Consider the following 18,040-nt stretch of genomic DNA (forward strand, 5'->3'; position numbering starts at 1 on the left):
CATATCAATTCGAAAAGGGGAATGAAATCCATGGAAAAGTATATCATGTCAATCGATCAGGGAACGACGAGTTCCCGTGCCATACTATTTGACCATGACAGCAATGTCGTGGCGGACAGCCAGAGGGAGTTCAGACAGTACTTCCCTGAATCCGGCTGGGTGGAGCACAACGCAAATGAAATCTGGAGCTCGGTACTTGCCGTCATCGCCGGTGCCCTGACAGAAAATGATATTTCTGCCGAACAGGTCGAAGCCATCGGTATCACGAACCAGCGTGAAACGACGGTTGTATGGGACAAGAACACCGGGAAACCTGTCTATAACGCGATTGTCTGGCAGTCGAGGCAGACAGCTGATATTTGTGAAGAATTGAAAGATAAGGGCTACGAGGATGTTTTCCGCAAAAAGACAGGCCTGCTGCTCGATCCTTATTTTGCGGGAACGAAAGTGAAATGGATCCTTGATAATGTGGACGGTGCGCGGGAAAAGGCGGAAAACGGCGACCTGCTCTTCGGCACCATCGATACATGGCTCATCTGGCGCTTCACCGAAGGCAAAGTGCATGTCACGGATTATACGAACGCGAGCCGTACACTCATGTATAACATCCATGAACTGAAATGGGACGACGAACTGCTCGAAAAGCTGGATGTGCCGAAATCCATGCTGCCGGAAGTGAAATCCTCCAGTGAAGTGTACGGCGAAACGACACAGTCCCATTTCTTCGGGCGCAACGTGCCGATTGCCGGTGCCGCAGGCGACCAGCAGGCGGCGCTGTTCGGGCAGACATGCTTCAATGAAGGTGATGCGAAGAACACTTACGGCACCGGCTGCTTCCTGCTCATGAACACCGGTACAGAGGCGATCACCAGTGAAAACGGACTGCTCACGACCATCGCCTACGGCATGGACGGCGAAGTGAAATATGCACTCGAAGGCTCCATATTCGTTGCCGGTTCCGCCATCCAGTGGCTGCGCGACGGCCTGCGCATGTTCTCCTCTTCTCCGAAATCCGAGGAATATGCCAGCCGGGTCGATTCGACTGACGGCGTCTATGTCGTGCCGGCCTTTACCGGCCTTGGCGCCCCCTACTGGGATTCCGAGGCGCGCGGTGCCGTATTCGGCTTGAGCCGCGGCACTGAAAAAGAGCACTTCGTCAGGGCGACGCTCGAGTCCCTCGCCTATCAGACGAAGGATGTGCTGGATGCCATGCAGAAGGACTCCGGCATCAGCCTTGAAACGCTCCGGGTCGACGGCGGCGCGGTGGCCAACGACTTCCTGATGCAGTTCCAGGCGGATCTGCTCAATGCGAGAGTCGAACGGCCGGAAGTCATCGAGACGACCGCACTCGGCTCCGCATATCTCGCAGGACTCGCCACCGGCTTCTGGAAATCCACGGATGAGCTGAAGCGTGTCAGCGACACTGATACGGAGTTCAAACCGGAGATGGAGGATGCCCGCCGCGGGGAACTTTACGAAGGCTGGCAGGCTGCCGTAAAAGCCACGCAGGCATTCAAACCCAAAACGAAACACACTGAAGACGAAAACCAATAAAGGACTGGTGCCCTTTATTGTCCAAAAAAATTAGGAGGGACATCATGCTGAATACATTAACCAGGAAAGATCAGCTTGAGCATATGCAGGAAGTGGATTACGATATCGTTGTCATCGGAGGGGGCATCACGGGTGCCGGGATTGCCCTTGATGCATCGAAGCGCGGGATGAAGGTTGCGCTGGTCGAGATGCAGGACTTCGCCGAGGGGACGAGCAGCAGGAGTACGAAGCTTGTCCACGGGGGTCTGCGCTATCTGAAGCAGTTCCAGGTCGGCGTGGTGCGTGAGACCGGGCTTGAGCGTGCGATCGTCTATGAGAACGGACCGCACGTGACGACGCCTGAATGGATGCTGCTGCCTTTCCATAAGGGGGGCACTTTCGGCCACTTCACGACAAGCATCGGCCTCCGCGTGTACGATATGCTTGCAGAGGTGAAGAAAAATGAACGCCGCCGCATGCTGTCGGTTGATCAGGTGCTTGAAAAAGAGCCGTTGGTCAGGCGTGATGGTCTCAAGGGCGGCGGCTACTATGTGGAATACAAGACGGATGACGCGCGCATGACGATCGAAGTGATGAAGCGGGCTGCTGAATTCGGCGCCGATCCGGTGAACCATGTGAAGGCTAACGCCTTCGTCTATGATAAAGGGAAGATCGTCGGCATCCGTGCCGAGGACCAGCTGGACGGTACGGAGTACCAGCTGCTTGGCCGGCGTGTCATAAACGCCACGGGCCCGTGGGTCGATGATGTCCGTTCGCACGATCCTGAAGCGAAGAAAGGCAAAAAGCAGCTCCAGCTTTCAAAAGGGGTCCATATCGTGTTCGACCAGAATGACTTCCCGCTCGGCCAGGCGGTCTATTTTGATGCGGAATCGGACGGCCGCATGATCTTCGCCATACCGCGCAGCGGCAAGACGTATGTCGGTACGACGGATACATTCTACAACAGGGATGAGAAAGAGATGCCGGCTGTGACGTCGGAAGACCGCCATTACCTTCTGGATGCGGCGAACCACATGTTCCCCGGCCTCGACCTCACCGACAGCAGCATCGAGTCCACATGGGCCGGTTTCAGGCCGCTGATCCTTGAGGAAGGCAAGGACCCGTCCGACATTTCCAGGAAGGACGAAATCTGGGAGGCGGACAGCAACCTGATTACAATCGCAGGCGGCAAGCTGACCGGCTACCGCCACATGGCAGAAGAGATCGTGGATCTTGTGGCCAGGCGCCTCGAATCCGACTACGGGCTGAAATTCAAGCCGAGCGACACGAAACACCAGCCGATTTCAGGCGGTGATGTCGGCGGCAGTGACAAATTTGAAACGTACGTCCAGCAGATGACGGTCCGTGCCCCGTCATTCGGCCTCACGGAAGAGGACGGTCGTGAAATTGCCGGAAAATACGGCAGCAACACAGATATTATATTTGAAATCGCCGGCAACCTGAAGGATACGGCGGCGGACCGCTACGGTCTGCCGCCTGCCGTCCACGCACAGGTGCTCTACTCCATCCAGCATGAGATGGTGTATAAGCCGACGGACTATTTCGTGAGAAGGAGCAGCGACATGTACTTCTCGATCGAAAAAGTCAACCGATACCGCGATGGTGTCATGGGACTGATGAGCAGCATGCTGGGATGGGATGAAGAGACGCGTCTCCGGTATGAAGCGGAACTCGACCGCTCCTACCTTGAAGCCACCCGCCCTGTCGTGGAAAAATAGAATGATCCGGTTTTCATCCCGCGCTTCTTTTGTGAGACGCGGGATATTTTTCTGCCGATACACAGTGTATTTATACAACTTTTTATCAGAGGCAGGTGCAATTTATCCCTAAAGTAGTTTGAATTATCTGTCATCTATAGTAAAATAAAGGCGAGGTTTACTTTTTCAAAGCGCTTTTCATTGAATAAGCAGCCTTTCTACGCTTCTGAACCCATTTTTATCCTTTTCAACATGAATTTGACATAGAATGTTACTTCGGTATACTGAGCGTGTACGATGGTTCCAATTTAAGGAAAAAATACTTGCTAGGAGGAGAATACTTTGAGAAAAATTTCGATTTTACTTACTTTCGCAGCTGCGCTTGTGCTGAGCGCATGCGGTGGAGGCGGTGGCGGTGAAGACCGCGTGGCCGAACTTCAGGAATCCGGTACGGTAAACATCGGGTTCGCCAATGAACCGCCTTATGCATATGAAAATTCCGAAACGGGGGAACTCGAGGGTGCGGCAATTGATATTGCGACTGCTGTATTCGAAGAAATGGGTGTTGAAAACGTGGAAGGCCATCTGACGGACTGGGGCGAACTGATTCCGGGCGTACAGGCCGGCCAGTATGATGTCATCACGGCCGCTATGGCGATTCAGCCGGACAGATGTGAAAACGCGCTCTTTGCAGAGCCTGAGATGCAGTATGGTGAGGGGCTCGTAGTCGCTGCAGATAATCCTCACGATCTGCACAGCTACGCTGACATCGCAGAAAATCCGGATGTCACTGCAGCGCTCATGGAAGGAACGACACAGTTTGAATTCCTCGAAAGTGAAGGCGTGGATCAAGAGCAGTTCATGTCGGTCGCCGACATTCCGGGACAGCTTTCAGCTGTACAATCCGGCAACGCTGATGTGGCTGCCGCAACCGGACCGACGCTCCGCGCCGCCTATGAATCACTGGGCAGCGATGCAGTGGAGATCGTCGAAGACTTCGAACAGCCTGATATCGAAGGCATCCCGAGCTTTGGTGCCGCTGCATTCAACCTGGAGGATGAAGAACTCCGCGATGCCTACAACGAGGCACTCGCAACATTACAGGAAGACGGAACAATTGATGAAATTCTGGATAATTCCGAAGGTTTCACTGCTGAGGAAAACCGCGTGGAAACTGGCACAATGACAGCAGCAGAGTTATGTGAAGGTGGAAATGAAGGTTAATATTCATGCTTTGGTCCAGTAATCCTTTCGGAAAGACTGGACCTTTTCATTTTTCCATGAAGGAGGGAGCACATGTTTGATTCCGCCTTGAACATACTGACCTATCTGTCCCAGGGTCTCTGGACAACAGTCAGCATCTTTTTAGCAGCAGCACTCTTTTCATATATCATGGCTTTTGTCGCCGGGCTTTCACGGATGATGAAGAACCCCATCATCCGCGGCGTTACGGCTTTCTATGTGGAAGTGTTCAGGGGCACATCGCTCATCGTCCAGCTTTTCTGGCTGTACTATGCAGTGCCGATACTGTTTGACATCCACCTCGGCAGCAACTGGATCGTCGGTGTGATCGCCATCGGACTGAACTACGGCGCCTATATGTCGGAGGTTGTCAGGACTTCCATCCTTGCTGTGGACAAGGGACAGACGGAAGCCGCCATCGCACTGAACCTGAGCCCGGTGCAGCGCATGAGGCACATCATCCTGCCGCAGGCGCTCAGGCTGATGCTGCCGGAATTCGGGAACTATTCCATACAGATACTCAAAGGGACCGCACTTGTATCGCTGATCGGTCTCACAGATATACTCTACTACGGCGACATCTACCGTTCGACGAACCTTTCGGAGGGGCCAATGGCCTACCTGATGGTGCTCATCATGTACTTCATCATTGCACTGCCATTGATCTGGCTGTCCAAAAAAGGTGAGAAGATCGCCAGGAAAGGGGTGGCAAGCTGATGTGGAGCTGGGAAACATTCATTGATGCGTTCCCTTTCGTCATAAAAGGGATAAACGTGACACTCGGTCTGACATTCACAAGCTACGTGCTGGCCCTTGCCGCCGGCTTCATCTGGCTCGCTCTGGAATCGACGCCGCTCAGGCCATTCAATTTCATAATCTACTGGATCCGTGAGTTCATACGGTCGACACCGCCGATTGTACAGATATTCTTCCTGTACTTCGCCTGGCCGATGGTGCCGTATATCGGGACATCATTCACGCCGTTCATCGCCGCGATGATCGCCCTCGGCGTCCACTTCTCGACCTATATAGCGGAAGTGTACCGTTCGGGCATAGAAAGTGTCGATAAAGGCCAGTGGGAAGCTTCAAAGGCGCTCAATTTTTCCAAGAAGGACACATGGATGAAAATCGTGCTGCCGCAGGCACTCCCGCCCACCATACCGATGCTCGGCAACTATCTGATCATCCTGTTCAAGGAAGTGCCGCTCGCAGCGACGATCGGCGTGGTCGGCATACTGAGCCTGGGAAGGACGTACGGCGCAAATACGTGGTCATACATCGAACCGCTGACGATCGTCGCCCTGCTGTTCCTCCTGCTCAGCTATCCTTCCGCCGTACTCATCAGGAAGCTCGAGGATAAGGTGAACCGCAGATTCGACAAAAAGAATACGAAAGTGAAGGTGACAGAATAATGGAACCGATCGTTCAATATAAGGATGTCCATAAATCATTCGGTGACGTCCATGTCCTGAAGGGGATCAACCTGGATATCCGCCCCACTGAGAAAATCGCCATCATCGGACCGAGCGGCTCCGGCAAGACGACGATCATCCGGCTGCTGATGACGCTCGAGGAACCGACGGAAGGCGACATCATCGTCGACGGGCAGAACCTGTGGAAGATGGAATCGGGGAAAGGGATGAAGAAAGCCAGCGAAAAGCATCTCGGCATCGTCCGGAATGACATCGGCATGGTGTTCCAGCACTTCAACCTGTTCCCTCATAAGACGATACTGGATAACTGCGTTGTCCCGCTCGTCAATGTAAGGAAGATGAAAAAGAGCGAGGCGGTGGAACTGTCGAAGCAGATGCTGGACCGCGTGGGGCTCGGTGACAAATACGAGTCGTATCCGACCCAGCTCTCAGGCGGGCAGAAACAGCGCGTCGCCATGGCACGGGCACTCGTGATGAAGCCGAAGATCATGCTCTTCGATGAAGTCACATCCGCCCTCGACCCCGAGCTCGTCGGCGAAGTGCTCGAAGTCATCCGGGACCTCGCGGATAATGAGGATATGGCGATGGTGCTCGTCACGCATGAAATGGATTTCGCACTTGAAGTCGCGGACCGGGTGCTGTTCCTCGACGAAGGTGTAATCGCCGAATCCGGCACCGCTGAAGAAGTCATAAACGAATCCGACAACCCGCGGCTGCAGGACTTCCTGCGCAGATTCCGCGGCGAATAGTATTACAGTTCCATCCGGTCAAGAGGGCCGGGTGGATTTTTATTGCGAAAAACACCTGCTTCCAAAAAAATGATAAATTGTATCCTAAATGAAAAAATATGGTTTAAATATGAACTATTACAATACCGAAAATAATTTTCTTTGTTATATTGTACAAACCAAGATTTATTTCATTTAAAATTTTTTTGGCACAATTTGACAGCGTTTTCATTAAATTGGGAGTGGGATTATGTTAGAGATTTTAAATCGTATCAATGCAGTGCTCTGGGGGCCGCCCAGTCTGATACTGCTCGCCGGGACAGGTCTCTTTTTAACATTTCAGCTGAAGGGGCTGCAGTTCTCGAAACTATGGTATGCTTTCAGGCTGGCTTTCACCAAGGACAAGGAAGATGCCGGTGCCGAAGGTGACGTCAGCAACTTCAAGGCGCTCATGACTTCCCTTGCCGGTATGATCGGCAACGGGAATATTGCCGGCGTGGCGACAGCCATCACACTCGGCGGGCCGGGCGCCCTCTTCTGGATGTGGCTCGTGGGTCTCGTCGGCATGGCCACGAAATACGCGGAAGCCCTGCTCGCCCAGATCTACAGGGTGAAGAATGATTACGGGGAGTATTCCAGCGGTCCGATGTACTATATAGAAAGAGGGATCGGTCCGAAGTTCAAATGGCTTGCGGTGCTGTTTGCCTTCTTCGCCGCATTCGCAGCGCTCGGCATCGGCAACGGCGTCCAGTCCAACACGATCGCCGATGTCATGGACAACAGCTTCTTTGTACCCGGATGGGTGACAGGGGTCATCCTCGTGATACTCACCGGTCTGATCGTCTTCGGCGGCATCAAGCGCATCAGCAGCGTCGCCGGCGTATTCGTGCCGGTCATGGCAATCCTTTATATCGGCAGTTCCATCCTGATACTCATATTGAACTATGACCAGATCATCCCTGCATTTGAACTCATCTTCAAACATGCCTTCACTCCGGTGTCTGCTGCAGGCGGCTTTTCAGGCATAGTCGTCGCCCAGGCGATGCAGCACGGCGTATCAAAAGGCGTCTTCTCCAACGAAGCCGGACTCGGTACCGTTGCGCTGATTGCAGGAAATGCCCGGACGACCCACCCGGTGAAGCAAGCCCTGGTCGCGATGACCGGTACATTCATCGTCACGATCGTCGTGTGTACAATGACCGGCCTCGTACTGATCGTTACCGGTTTCTGGGACGCCTCGGGCGGCCTCCTGTCCGGAGTCGAACATGACCCGGGACTTGAAGCCGGCGCACTGACCAGCGCCGCATTCGGGGCGAGCCTCGGGGTTGTGGGGGAATATATCGTGTCCATATCCGTCATATTCTTCGGATTCTCGACGATCATCGCATGGTACGTATACGGCACCAAATGCTTCGAATACCTTTTCGGCCTGAGATATGTGGCGGTATACGGAGTCATCTACATCACCGCCACATTCCTCGGCACAGTGATGGACCTTTCCACCGTGTGGGCATTCGCCGATACAGCCAACGCACTCATGATGATACCCAACCTGATCGGGCTGCTCTTCCTTTATAAAGTGATCAGGACAGAAACACAGAAATTCTTCGCCAACCCCGTTGAACGGATTAATATGTAGCATAAAGACCGGATATCGATCTCCTTTCCCGATAAGGTGGCCGGCAATCTTATTTGACGGCCGCCGTTTTCATTACCAGGGCCATCAATGTCCGTTGACGGCCGCCGTTTCCAAAACACCGCTCCGGCCACAAAAAAATCCCTCCCCGATTCACAACCGGGGAGGGATTTTTCATCTCAATCAGTCCATATCGAATTTGAGTTCGCCGTCTCTGTAGTCGACTCTGATCTTCAGGCCGTCTTCCATATCACGGGCGATGAGTTCTTTCGCAAGCGGTGTTTCGATATGGCGCTGGATGAACCGTTTCAGCGGACGGGCGCCGAATTGGGGTTCGTACGCTTCGTCTGAAATCCAGTCTTTGACTGCTTCTGTCACTTCGACGGTCATGTGCTGATCCATCAGCCTGCGGTTCAGGTCGCTGATGAGCTTATCGGTGATCATCTTCATGTTGTCCTTGGACAGCGGGCTGAACATGACGATGTCGTCCATGCGGTTGATGATTTCCGGCTTGAAGTACATGTGGACTTCGCTCATGACGGTGTCGCGGACTTCATCGGTGATTTCCCCGCCTTCTGTCATCGAATCGAGCAGATGATGGGAGCCGATGTTGGATGTCATGATGATGATCGTGTTCCTGAAGTCGACGGAACGTCCTTTGGAATCTGTGAGGTGTCCTTCATCAAGCAGCTGGAGCAGGATGTTGAACACGTCGGAATGGGCCTTCTCCACCTCATCCAGCAGGATGACGGAATACGGCTGCCTGCGGATGGCTTCTGTCAGCTGTCCGCCCTCTTCGTGTCCGACGTAGCCCGGAGGGGCTCCGATCAGTCTGGATACGGCGTGTTTTTCCATGTACTCGCTCATATCGATCCGGATCATGTGCTTTTCGGAATCGAACATCGTCGCAGCGAGTGTCTTCGCGAGCTCTGTCTTACCGACGCCGGTCGGCCCGAGGAATAAAAAGCTTCCGATCGGACGGTCCGGGTCTTTGATGCCGGCTCTCGCGCGGATGACTGCATCCGAGACGAGGTCCACCGCCTCGTCCTGGCCCACTACGCGTTCATGCAGTATATCCGCAAGTTTCAGCAGCTTGTCCTTTTCGGTTTCGACCAGTTTTGTGACCGGTATGCCGGTCCACTGGCTGACGATATAGCCGATTTCGTCCTCCGTCACGACTTCGCGGATGATGCGGTTCTCCCCTGCGCTTTCCTCCTGCAGCTTTTCTTCGAGCTCCGCCAGTTCCTTCTCAAGCGCCGGCAGTCTGCCGTGTCTCAGTTCGGCCGCCCGTTCCAGTTCATAGTTGTTTTCCGCATCCTCCAGTTCCTGGCGCACACGGTCGAGCTCTTCACGCTTGCCGGTCACTTTCTGGATCTGCCCCTTTTCCTTCTCGACGCGCTGGGCCAGCGTATGCTGTGCCTCACGTGCTTCGGACAGTTCCTTCTGCAGTTCGCCGAGCCTGTTCCTGGACACGGAATCATCTTCCGATTTAAGCGCCTGTTCCTCGATTTCGAGCTGCATGACGCGGCGGTTGATCTGATCCAGCTCGGTCGGGTTGGAGCCCATTTCCGTACGGATCGTCGCACTCGCCTGGTCCATCAGGTCGATCGCCTTATCCGGCAGGAACCGGTCCGAGATGTAGCGGTCGGACAGTTCCGCCGCCGCAACCAGCGCACGGTCGGTGATCCTCACGCCGTGATGCACCTCATAGCGCTCCTTCAGGCCGCGCAGTATGGAAATGGTATCTTCGACATCCGGCTCTGGTATCTGCACTTTCTGGAAGCGGCGTTCCAGCGCCGAATCCTTCTCGATGTATTCACGGTATTCATTGAGTGTCGTGGCACCGATGCAGTGCAGTTCGCCGCGTGAGAGCATCGGTTTCAGCATGTTGCCCGCATCCATTGCGCCCTCCGTCTTGCCGGCGCCGACGAGCATGTGGATCTCATCGATGAACAGGATGATCCGGCCGTCCGATTCCCTGACCTCTTTGAGGACGGCCTTCAGCCGCTCCTCGAACTCACCGCGGTATTTCGCACCGGCCACAAGCGCGGAGAGGTCCAGTTCGAAAATCGTCTTGTCCCTCAGGCTGTCGGGCACATCCCGCCGCACGATGCGCTGGGCGAGCCCTTCGACGATCGCCGTCTTGCCGACGCCGGGTTCGCCGATCAGCACCGGGTTGTTCTTCCGCTTCCGGCTCAGTATACGGATGGAGTTGCGGATTTCCTCATCCCGTCCGATGACAGGATCGATGTTGCCGTTCCGCACTTCCTCAACGAGGTCGCGGCCGTATTTTTCCAATACTTCATATTGTACTTCCGGATTCTGTGTTGTCACATGGTTTCCCCCTCTTACTTTGTTGATGATCTCACTGATCACCCGGTCTTTATTGCCCGCGGCCTCCCGCATGAGCTCTTCCGTTTCGACTGCGGAGAGCAGCAGGTGTTCGACGGATACATATTCGTCGCTCATTTCGGCCATCAGCTTCTCTGCCCTCGAGATCAGTTTTGTGAAACCGTTCGACATGTACTGTCCGTACTGGACATTGTCGCCGGTTACGGTATTGTATTTCGCAAGTTTTTCATCATATGCCGCAAGGAGCGCAGACACATCAATGTTTGCGCGCTCAAGGACATCAGACGCCATGCTGTCGTCCATTTCGAGCATCGCTTTCATCACGGCCTCGATTTCGATGGACTGCAGTTTGAGATCCACGGAAATCGACTGCGCGCGCTCGATGATAGACTGTACGGTATACGTCATTTTGTTTATATCCATGTATGTCACTCCTTTGGTTAAAAGTGTTCCAGTAATGTTTGACCTTTTTTGACCATACTTTAATTATACACTTTTCACCCGCGTTTTCAAGTAATTGATAGCTTTTCAAACCAAATTAATTTATATTATATCTTAGGGGTTTTAGGAGGTCTTACTTTGGACATCATACTTATCATCAAATATGTATTTTTGGGGCTCTTGCAGGGGATCACTGAACCGATACCCGTCTCCTCAAGCGGCCATCTTGTCATAGCACGGGAACTGTTCAACATCGAAGCCCGCGGGCTCTCGTTTGAAATCTTTCTGAATACCGCATCACTGCTCGCCATCCTGTTCGTATACAGGAACGATATTCTGGCGATACTCTCCAACCTGTACAGATATTTCTTCAAACGTGCGAGGGATGAAGAGGCCGTAAAGGATTTCAAATACACCATGTATCTCATCATCGCGACGATCCCTGTCGGCATCCTCGGCGTGCTGCTCAAGGATGTGATCGGCGACAACATCTCAATGGGCTTCGTCGGCGTCATGCTGCTCGTGACCGGCGTGGCGCTCTGGTTCATCAAGAACAAGCGCGGCCAGAAGCGCGACGGCGGACTGACTGTGCGCGACTCCATCATCGTCGGGCTTGCGCAGTGTATCGCACTCACTCCCGGCATCAGCCGGAGCGGCGCCACACTCGTCGGCTCGATGGCGGTCGGACTCAACCAGAAGAGCGCACTCCGCTTCGTGTTCCTGCTCTACATTCCGGTGTCACTCGGCACAGCGCTCATCTCAGTCGGCGATATCGTGAACGATCCGGAAATCGCAGCGCTCGCCCTGCCGTATGCACTCAGCTTCCTTGTGACACTCGTCGCCACGTATTTCGCTGTAAAATGGCTGCAGAACGTCATGCAGAACGGCAACCTCGCGATCTTCAGCTACTACTGCTTCGCGCTTGGGACATTTTCCATACTCTACTATTATATCTTCGTGTGAATAAAATTCCCGGGTCCTCACGGATCCGGGATTTTTGCATTAAAAAAGACGCCTGCTTCTGCAGACGCCTGCCGTATATGATCTTAGCTCACGCCAAGAGCGATTTTTGCGTAGCGGCTCATCTTGTCCTTGCCCCATGGCGGGTTCCAGACGATGTTGACTTCGGTCTCTTTCACTTCAGGCAGTTCGCCGAGTGCAGTTTCAACCTGTTCAACAATCTGCGGCCCCATCGGGCAGCCCATGGATGTGAGTGTCATTTCGACGCCGGCTTTGCCATCTTCGTCGAGATGCACGCCGTACACAAGTCCAAGGTTCACAATGTCTATGCCAAGCTCAGGGTCGATTACGTTCTCAAGCGCACCCATCATGCTTTCTTCCATCGCTTTATCCATCAATATCACTCCTTTTTAGAGTATATACCATTAATATACCAAAAAAATTACACTATTAAAATATAAATGATATGATAGTTTTATGAAAGATTAACAAGGAGTATACAACTGATGCACAAACATTTAATATGTCTGGACCTGGACGGTACACTTCTCACAGATGAGAAGAAGATCAGTCCATATACAAAGAAAGTGCTGATGCACTTGAAGGAGATGGGTCATGAAATCATGATCTCCACCGGCCGCCCGTACAGGGCGAGTGAGCCCTACTACCGTGAGCTTGAAATGTCGACGCCTGTCGTCAATTTCAACGGGGCGTTCGTCCACCATCCACAGGATCTTTATTTCAAGACGGTCCATGAAGAACTGGACCTTGAAGTGGCGAAGGAGATTGTGGACCGGGTGCCGGATCTGAACATACAGAACATCATCGCCGAGGTGAAGGACAATGTCTACATCCACTACCATGACGAAGTGCTGTTTGAGGCGTTCAGCATGGGCAGCCCGCAGGTGAAGATCGGCAACCTGGTGCAGAACATGGAGTCGGGGCCGACTTCCATACTGATCCAGGCGGAGGAGCCGGAAGTTCCGGGCATCCGCAGGGCGCTCGATGACCTGTTCGCCGAGACAATCGAACACCGCCGCTGGGGCGCGCCCTATCCGGTGATCGAAATCGTCAAGAAAGGCATCAACAAGGCGGTCGGCGTCGACTATGCACGCGGCTACCTCGGCATCAGCCAGGAGCATACCATCGCATTCGGCGATGAGGACAACGACACTGAAATGATTAAATATGTAAAACACGGTGTTGCCATGGGCAACGCGATCGAAGAGGTCAAAGAGGCCGCGGACCATGTGACGGAATCGAACGAAACCGACGGCATCGGCAAGTTCCTGAATGCGCATTTCGAATTGAATATACAACCATAACCGAGAGGAGCGATTGATATGCAGTTATTCGCAGACAGCTGTTCTGATATATCCCAGCAGGACTTCAAGGAGAAGGACATTGAATTCGTCCCGCTGAAAATCACCATCGATGACAAAGAATACCTGGATCAGATTGAGATATCGAGCCAGGAAGTGCTTGATGAAATCGCGGCCGGTAAACGTCCGCTCACCAGCCAGGCGAATCCTGAACAGTTCACCGAGATGTTCACACCGTATGTTGAGAAGGGGGAGCCGGTCCTCTACATCGCATTTTCAAGCGAGCTTTCCGGCACCTACCAGAGTGCTGTCATTGCACGGGACACGATTCTTGATGAGCATCCCGATGCGGACATCACGATCATCGATACGAAGGCGGCGAGCTACGGGCTCGGCCTCATCGTCGAACGCGCCCACGGCTATCTGGAAGAGGGTGTCCAGAGGGAGGAACTCCTCGGGAAAATCGAAAGCGATGTGAAAAGCATCCGCCATTTCTTTACGGTGGACGACCTGGATTACCTCGCCAAAGGCGGCCGTCTGTCCAAGGGCCAGGCATTCCTCGGCGGTCTGCTCAACATCAAGCCGCTTCTACATGTCGAGGACGGCAGGCTCGTTCCTCTGGAAAAGCACAGGGGCACCAAAAAAGTCCACTCGAGCATGATCAAGCACATGCAGGCGGACAACGTGAGAGGTGAAGTCCACATCACCCATGCGAATGCGCAGAAGCAGGCCGAACAGCTCCAGAAGAAGATCATGGAGGAGACGGCTGCCAGCAGTGTCAAAATCAGCATGATCGGCCCGACGATCAGCAGCCATACCGGCAACGGTACGGTTGCCCTATTCTACTTCAACGAAGGTGTGTAATATGAAGCATTGTATTATCGTGGGCGGCGTGGCCGGCGGTGCGACCGCCGCCGCACAGCTCCGCAGGATAAACCCCAAAATCCGCATAACAATCTATGAAAAGGGCCGCGACATCAGTTTCGGCAACTGCGGCCTGCCGTATAACATCGGCGGCGAGGTGAGCGACCGGGACAAGCTCGTCGCCGCAACGCCTGAAAGCATGGCCGAACGGGAGATCACCGTGAAGACATATCATGAAGTGATCCGTGTGGACAGCGGGGCGAAGAAAGTCACCGTGAAGGATGTCAGCGGGAATGATACGTTCGAAGAGGAATATGACTATCTGATCCTCTCCCCGGGCGGGGCGCCGAAGACAATGCCGGCTTTGCTCGATGTCCCGCAGTCATTCGTCATGCACAATCTCGAGGACCTGGACGATATCAATTCATATATCGCCAAGCATGACGTGAATAAAGTCGTCCTCATCGGTGCCGGATACATCGGCCTCGAACTGATCGAGAACTTTGTCAGACGCGGCATGGACGTGACCTTTATCCACAGGAGCGAGGAAGTCTACCGGCCGCTCGAAGATGATATGGGTGATTTCTTCATCGGGGAGATGAAGCGTCAGGGGGTCGATGTCAGGCTCAACACTGAAATCGTGGAAGTCGACGGCAACGTCGCGACGCTCGATAATGGCGAGGAAATCGATGCACCGATGATTGTTGCCGGGATCGGCATACTGCCGCGCACGGAATTCCTGAAAGACTCCGGCATTGAACTGAACGATGATGGATTCATCTGCACCGGTGAGACCGGCCGCACAAGCGCCGAATGCGTCTATGCCCTGGGGGACGCCATCGAGACATTCTACCAGCATACGGGCGGGAAGACGACCGTCGCCCTCGCCTGGGGCGCCCACCGCATGGCATACGTCATCGCCAGCCAGATCAGCGGAAATGAAGACGTCGAGTTCGAGGGGCTGCTCGGTACCAACATCATGCGGTTCTTCGACTATGATATCGCGACGCTGGGACTTCGCCAGCATGAAGTCCCCGGGTACGACCACTTCATCGTCGATCACCGTCAGCGGAACAAAGCCGGATACATGGACGGCAGCGTCCCCATCCAGGTGCGGATCTATGTGTCAAAACCGGACGGTAAGATTCTGCGCGCCGCCGTCGTCGGCACAGAAGGCGTCGACAAACGCATCGACATACTCGCAGCACACATCCGGCTCGGCGGAACGGCGGCCGACCTCGCCAACATCGAAGTCGCCTACTCCCCGCCGTACTCCAGCCCGAAAAGCGTGCTCAACATGCTCGGCTACAAAACGATAGAAAAAATGAAGAAATTCGATGAATGAATGATTGAGTGATTGAGGACCGCCGTGCCGTCTCCTGCGGGAGCGAGGAACGGCGGTTTTTTTGCGGGTGTGTGTGGGTGTGCGGCGGACACCGTGGACGGCGCCGTGTCCGGGAAACGCTCATGGCGGACACCGCGGGCGGCGCCGTGTCCGGGAAACGCTCATGGCGGACACCGCGGGCGGCGCCGTGTCCGGGAAACGCTCATGGCGGACACCACGGGCGGCGCCGTGTCCGGGAAACGCTCATGGCGGACACCACGGGCGGCGCCGTGTCCGGAAAGCACTTATGGCGGACATCGCGGACTGCGCCGTGGCCGGTAGGACAGTTTAGCGGCCGCCGTTCATGCCACGATGGCCGGTAACAATGCTTATCGGCCTCCGTGAACCGGACCGTGGCCATCAAATGAGTTTGCCGGCCTCCGTTTGGAATTTCGATTCAGCTACCGGACCTCGCCCCACCAAAAAAAGAGGCCACACCGGCCCCTCTCACAAATCATCACATATTTTCTTTTGGCTTACGGCGTTTGGCTACAATCCAGATGAATATTCCGAATCCGCCGAAGATGATGAGTCCGGCGTAGACGTAACCGTTATTGAGGCCGGTCTCTTCAGTGATGGCGTAGAGTTCCGCCTCTTCCCGGTCGAGGACGGCGTTGTAGCTGTCCTGTCCCTCAACGGATCTGAGCTTGTCTCCGATGAGCATGCCGCTCATCATCTTGCCCCTGTCCTCGGCTTCAAGCGGGACGTTGAAATTTTCGGTCCTTGAGGTGTCGTTGATGTTCAGTATGAAATCGACGTCGGTGGTGTCATACCGGACGACGTAGTGGCCGTCTTCGCCTGTTTTCAATTCCGTCATCTCGCCCTCGAGCAGCTGTTTGTGCTGTGTGAATACGGTGTTGATCTGCTTGATGTAGTCGACGACTTCCTGGTCTGTCCAGAGGTCCATCTGCCTGTGCACCTCAGGGATGCTGTCGCCGTTCAGCGCGACTTCCGTACCGTACTGGAAGCTGATGGGTCCCGGGTAGCCGTACAGGTACGCGGTGAGCTGCTGTATGCGGGTGCCCGGAAACATGTTTTCCCCGGCCGCATGAATCGTGAAGCGTTCTGTGAACCAATGGTCCGCAAGTAGCATCTGCCCGTCTTCCGGATAGGATGGTATCGCCTTATCGGTCGTACTGAAGGCTTCTGCGACATCCTGTCTCATGGATTCTGAAGCGACATGGTCGAACCCTTCCGCCCCGACCGATTCGCTGCCGAGAATGCCGTATGTCGTCACGCCCTGCGGCATGAATTCGCGGGCGTCCACGCCGTCCTGCACCACGTTCATGCTGAGGCCGTCGATGCCGAATTCATCAACGAAGGACTGCGCCATCTCCCTGTATGCGTCCTGGTTCTCCGGCACGCTTAAATCGATGAACTCCACATCGGCGGCCTCAGAGTAGTATTCCTGCTGGAGTTCATTGAGCTCGGGGTCCTGAAGGGTCTCATAACCCTCCACCGCACTCGCCGGCATGTCGACGACGACTTTCATATCCATCTCATGCGCTGCATCGACGAGCGACTGGAAACCTTCCGCTCCGCCGAATGATTCCTCGATCTCCCCGTAGTTTTCCACGTCATAGCCCAGATAGTCCTCATCCGACTTTTCAAAGACCGGCGACAGCATGAGTGTGTCGAATCCCATGTCGTGTATGTATTCCAGATTTTCCTGTATGCCCCTGAAGTCCCCGCCGAACGGAAGCGGCTCCGCCTCGTCATCCGTCACATTGACATCATTCGATTCATCCGCATTGAGGAAACGGTCGACGACAACTGTATAGATGCGCTCATGCGGCTTTTCCTGGGCTGATGCATCCTGCTGGAACATGCCGCCCACAACCAGCACCAACACCATGTATTTCAATAATTTCTGCATTGTGATCCTACCTTCTTGTCTAATATCCCAAGTATACTAGATTAAAAATAAAAATATCATATTTTCAAAAAATGTTCACAAAATCCCATAAAAAAGACACTCCCTTAAAAAGAGTGTCTGATTTCAACAATGTTATCTGAACAGCGCAGTGACCGGTCCCATCGGCAGATAGATGCCAAGCCCGATCGTGATGACCGCAAGTACAAGGAATGTGATGAACATCGTCTGACCGGTAGCTTTCCTCTTCCTTATCACTGCCATTTCCATCAATCCGATTGTGAAAAGACCTGCAAGGAATTTTAAGCCGTACAACATGCCGTTGATGCCCATCGCCTGGATGAACAGTACGAGTCCGGAAACCAGAACGACAACATAAAGAAGTCTTGCGATCATATGGGGAACTTTTGCATATTTCGCATTCTTGTCCCCGGGATTTTTAATTGAGAAGTAAGTGATGAAGAAGAATACAACTGCAAGGACAATTGCTGTAAGGTGCAAGTGTATCATGAAATCTCCCTTTCTATTGTGAATCACTTACCATTCTAACATAT

Annotated in this window: 15 protein-coding genes; 11 read left to right on the forward strand and 4 right to left on the reverse strand. The window is 53.8% G+C overall.

Annotated features, from left to right (window positions below; all coding sequences use genetic code 11):
* The first annotated feature begins 30 nt into the window (after nucleotides 1-30).
* The 7 genes from glpK to WN59_RS10660 all read left to right on the forward strand — a co-directional run bounded on the left by glpK (nucleotide 31) and on the right by WN59_RS10660 (nucleotide 8,293).
* Nucleotides 31-1,554, forward strand: coding sequence for a glycerol kinase GlpK (glpK, locus tag WN59_RS10630; RefSeq protein WP_046517021.1), 1,524 nt, complete (start codon nucleotides 31-33; stop codon nucleotides 1,552-1,554).
* A 44-nt stretch (nucleotides 1,555-1,598) separates the two neighbouring features.
* A complete protein-coding gene (locus tag WN59_RS10635) occupies nucleotides 1,599-3,272 on the forward strand; it encodes a glycerol-3-phosphate dehydrogenase/oxidase (protein ID WP_156172429.1) in 1,674 nt (557 codons plus the stop codon).
* 321 nt (nucleotides 3,273-3,593) lie between these two features.
* A complete protein-coding gene (gene ehuB / locus WN59_RS10640; RefSeq protein ID WP_052747408.1) occupies nucleotides 3,594-4,475 on the forward strand; it encodes an ectoine/hydroxyectoine ABC transporter substrate-binding protein EhuB in 882 nt (293 codons plus the stop codon).
* Between the two features lie 72 nt (nucleotides 4,476-4,547).
* Nucleotides 4,548-5,210 carry an amino acid ABC transporter permease gene (locus WN59_RS10645; RefSeq protein WP_082099258.1) on the forward strand — a complete coding sequence of 221 codons (663 nt, stop codon included), beginning with the start codon at nucleotides 4,548-4,550 and terminating at the stop codon, nucleotides 5,208-5,210.
* Nucleotides 5,210-5,905: an amino acid ABC transporter permease gene (locus WN59_RS10650; protein WP_082099260.1), complete on the forward strand. Its 696-nt coding sequence runs from the start codon at nucleotides 5,210-5,212 to the stop codon at nucleotides 5,903-5,905. The genes WN59_RS10645 and WN59_RS10650 overlap by 1 nt, the downstream gene beginning before the upstream one ends.
* Entirely contained in the window at nucleotides 5,902-6,675 is a 774-nt protein-coding gene (locus WN59_RS10655; protein WP_046517025.1) for an amino acid ABC transporter ATP-binding protein, read from the forward strand. Before WN59_RS10650 ends, WN59_RS10655 begins: the two co-directional genes overlap by 4 nt.
* Before the next feature lie 229 nt (nucleotides 6,676-6,904).
* Entirely contained in the window at nucleotides 6,905-8,293 is a 1,389-nt protein-coding gene (locus WN59_RS10660; protein WP_046517027.1) for an alanine/glycine:cation symporter family protein, read from the forward strand.
* Nucleotides 8,294-8,473: 180 nt separating this feature from the next.
* On the opposite strand, the gene clpB is transcribed toward WN59_RS10660, so the two are convergent.
* The gene (clpB, locus tag WN59_RS10665) at nucleotides 8,474-11,065 is read right to left on the reverse strand and encodes an ATP-dependent chaperone ClpB (RefSeq protein ID WP_046517029.1); all 2,592 of its coding nucleotides are present in this window, start codon (nucleotides 11,063-11,065) and stop codon (nucleotides 8,474-8,476) included.
* 156 nt (nucleotides 11,066-11,221) lie between these two features.
* Here clpB and WN59_RS10670 point away from each other — a divergent pair, with 156 nt between their 5' ends.
* Nucleotides 11,222-12,046 carry an undecaprenyl-diphosphate phosphatase gene (locus WN59_RS10670; RefSeq protein ID WP_046517031.1) on the forward strand — a complete coding sequence of 275 codons (825 nt, stop codon included), beginning with the start codon at nucleotides 11,222-11,224 and terminating at the stop codon, nucleotides 12,044-12,046.
* An 83-nt stretch (nucleotides 12,047-12,129) separates the two neighbouring features.
* Here WN59_RS10670 and WN59_RS10675 read toward each other — a convergent pair whose 3' ends face one another.
* Entirely contained in the window at nucleotides 12,130-12,438 is a 309-nt protein-coding gene (locus tag WN59_RS10675; protein WP_017548013.1) for a metal-sulfur cluster assembly factor, read from the reverse strand.
* A 111-nt stretch (nucleotides 12,439-12,549) separates the two neighbouring features.
* On the opposite strand from WN59_RS10675, the gene WN59_RS10680 reads away from it, so the two are divergent.
* Genes WN59_RS10680 through WN59_RS10690 form a run of 3 tightly spaced genes read left to right on the forward strand, consistent with a single transcriptional unit; the run spans nucleotide 12,550 to nucleotide 15,574 of the window.
* The gene (locus WN59_RS10680) at nucleotides 12,550-13,368 is read left to right on the forward strand and encodes a Cof-type HAD-IIB family hydrolase (protein WP_046517033.1); all 819 of its coding nucleotides are present in this window, start codon (nucleotides 12,550-12,552) and stop codon (nucleotides 13,366-13,368) included.
* A gap of 18 nt (nucleotides 13,369-13,386) precedes the next feature.
* Nucleotides 13,387-14,229, forward strand: a complete 843-nt coding sequence (locus WN59_RS10685; protein WP_046517035.1) for a DegV family protein — start codon at nucleotides 13,387-13,389, stop codon at nucleotides 14,227-14,229.
* A 1-nt stretch (nucleotide 14,230) separates the two neighbouring features.
* Nucleotides 14,231-15,574 (forward strand): CoA-disulfide reductase, encoded by a 1,344-nt coding sequence (locus WN59_RS10690; protein WP_046517037.1) that lies wholly within the window; start codon nucleotides 14,231-14,233, stop codon nucleotides 15,572-15,574.
* Between the two features lie 496 nt (nucleotides 15,575-16,070).
* Here WN59_RS10690 and WN59_RS10695 read toward each other — a convergent pair whose 3' ends face one another.
* Complete coding sequence (locus WN59_RS10695) at nucleotides 16,071-17,489, reverse strand: alpha-amylase family glycosyl hydrolase (protein ID WP_046517039.1); 1,419 nt, start codon at nucleotides 17,487-17,489, stop codon at nucleotides 16,071-16,073.
* 132 nt (nucleotides 17,490-17,621) lie between these two features.
* Nucleotides 17,622-17,996, reverse strand: coding sequence for a DUF1516 family protein (locus WN59_RS10700; RefSeq protein ID WP_046517041.1), 375 nt, complete (start codon nucleotides 17,994-17,996; stop codon nucleotides 17,622-17,624).
* Nucleotides 17,997-18,040 lie beyond the last annotated feature (44 nt).

The sequence above is a fragment of the Salinicoccus sediminis genome (assembly GCF_000986795.1).
Taxonomy (GTDB): domain Bacteria; phylum Bacillota; class Bacilli; order Staphylococcales; family Salinicoccaceae; genus Salinicoccus; species Salinicoccus sediminis.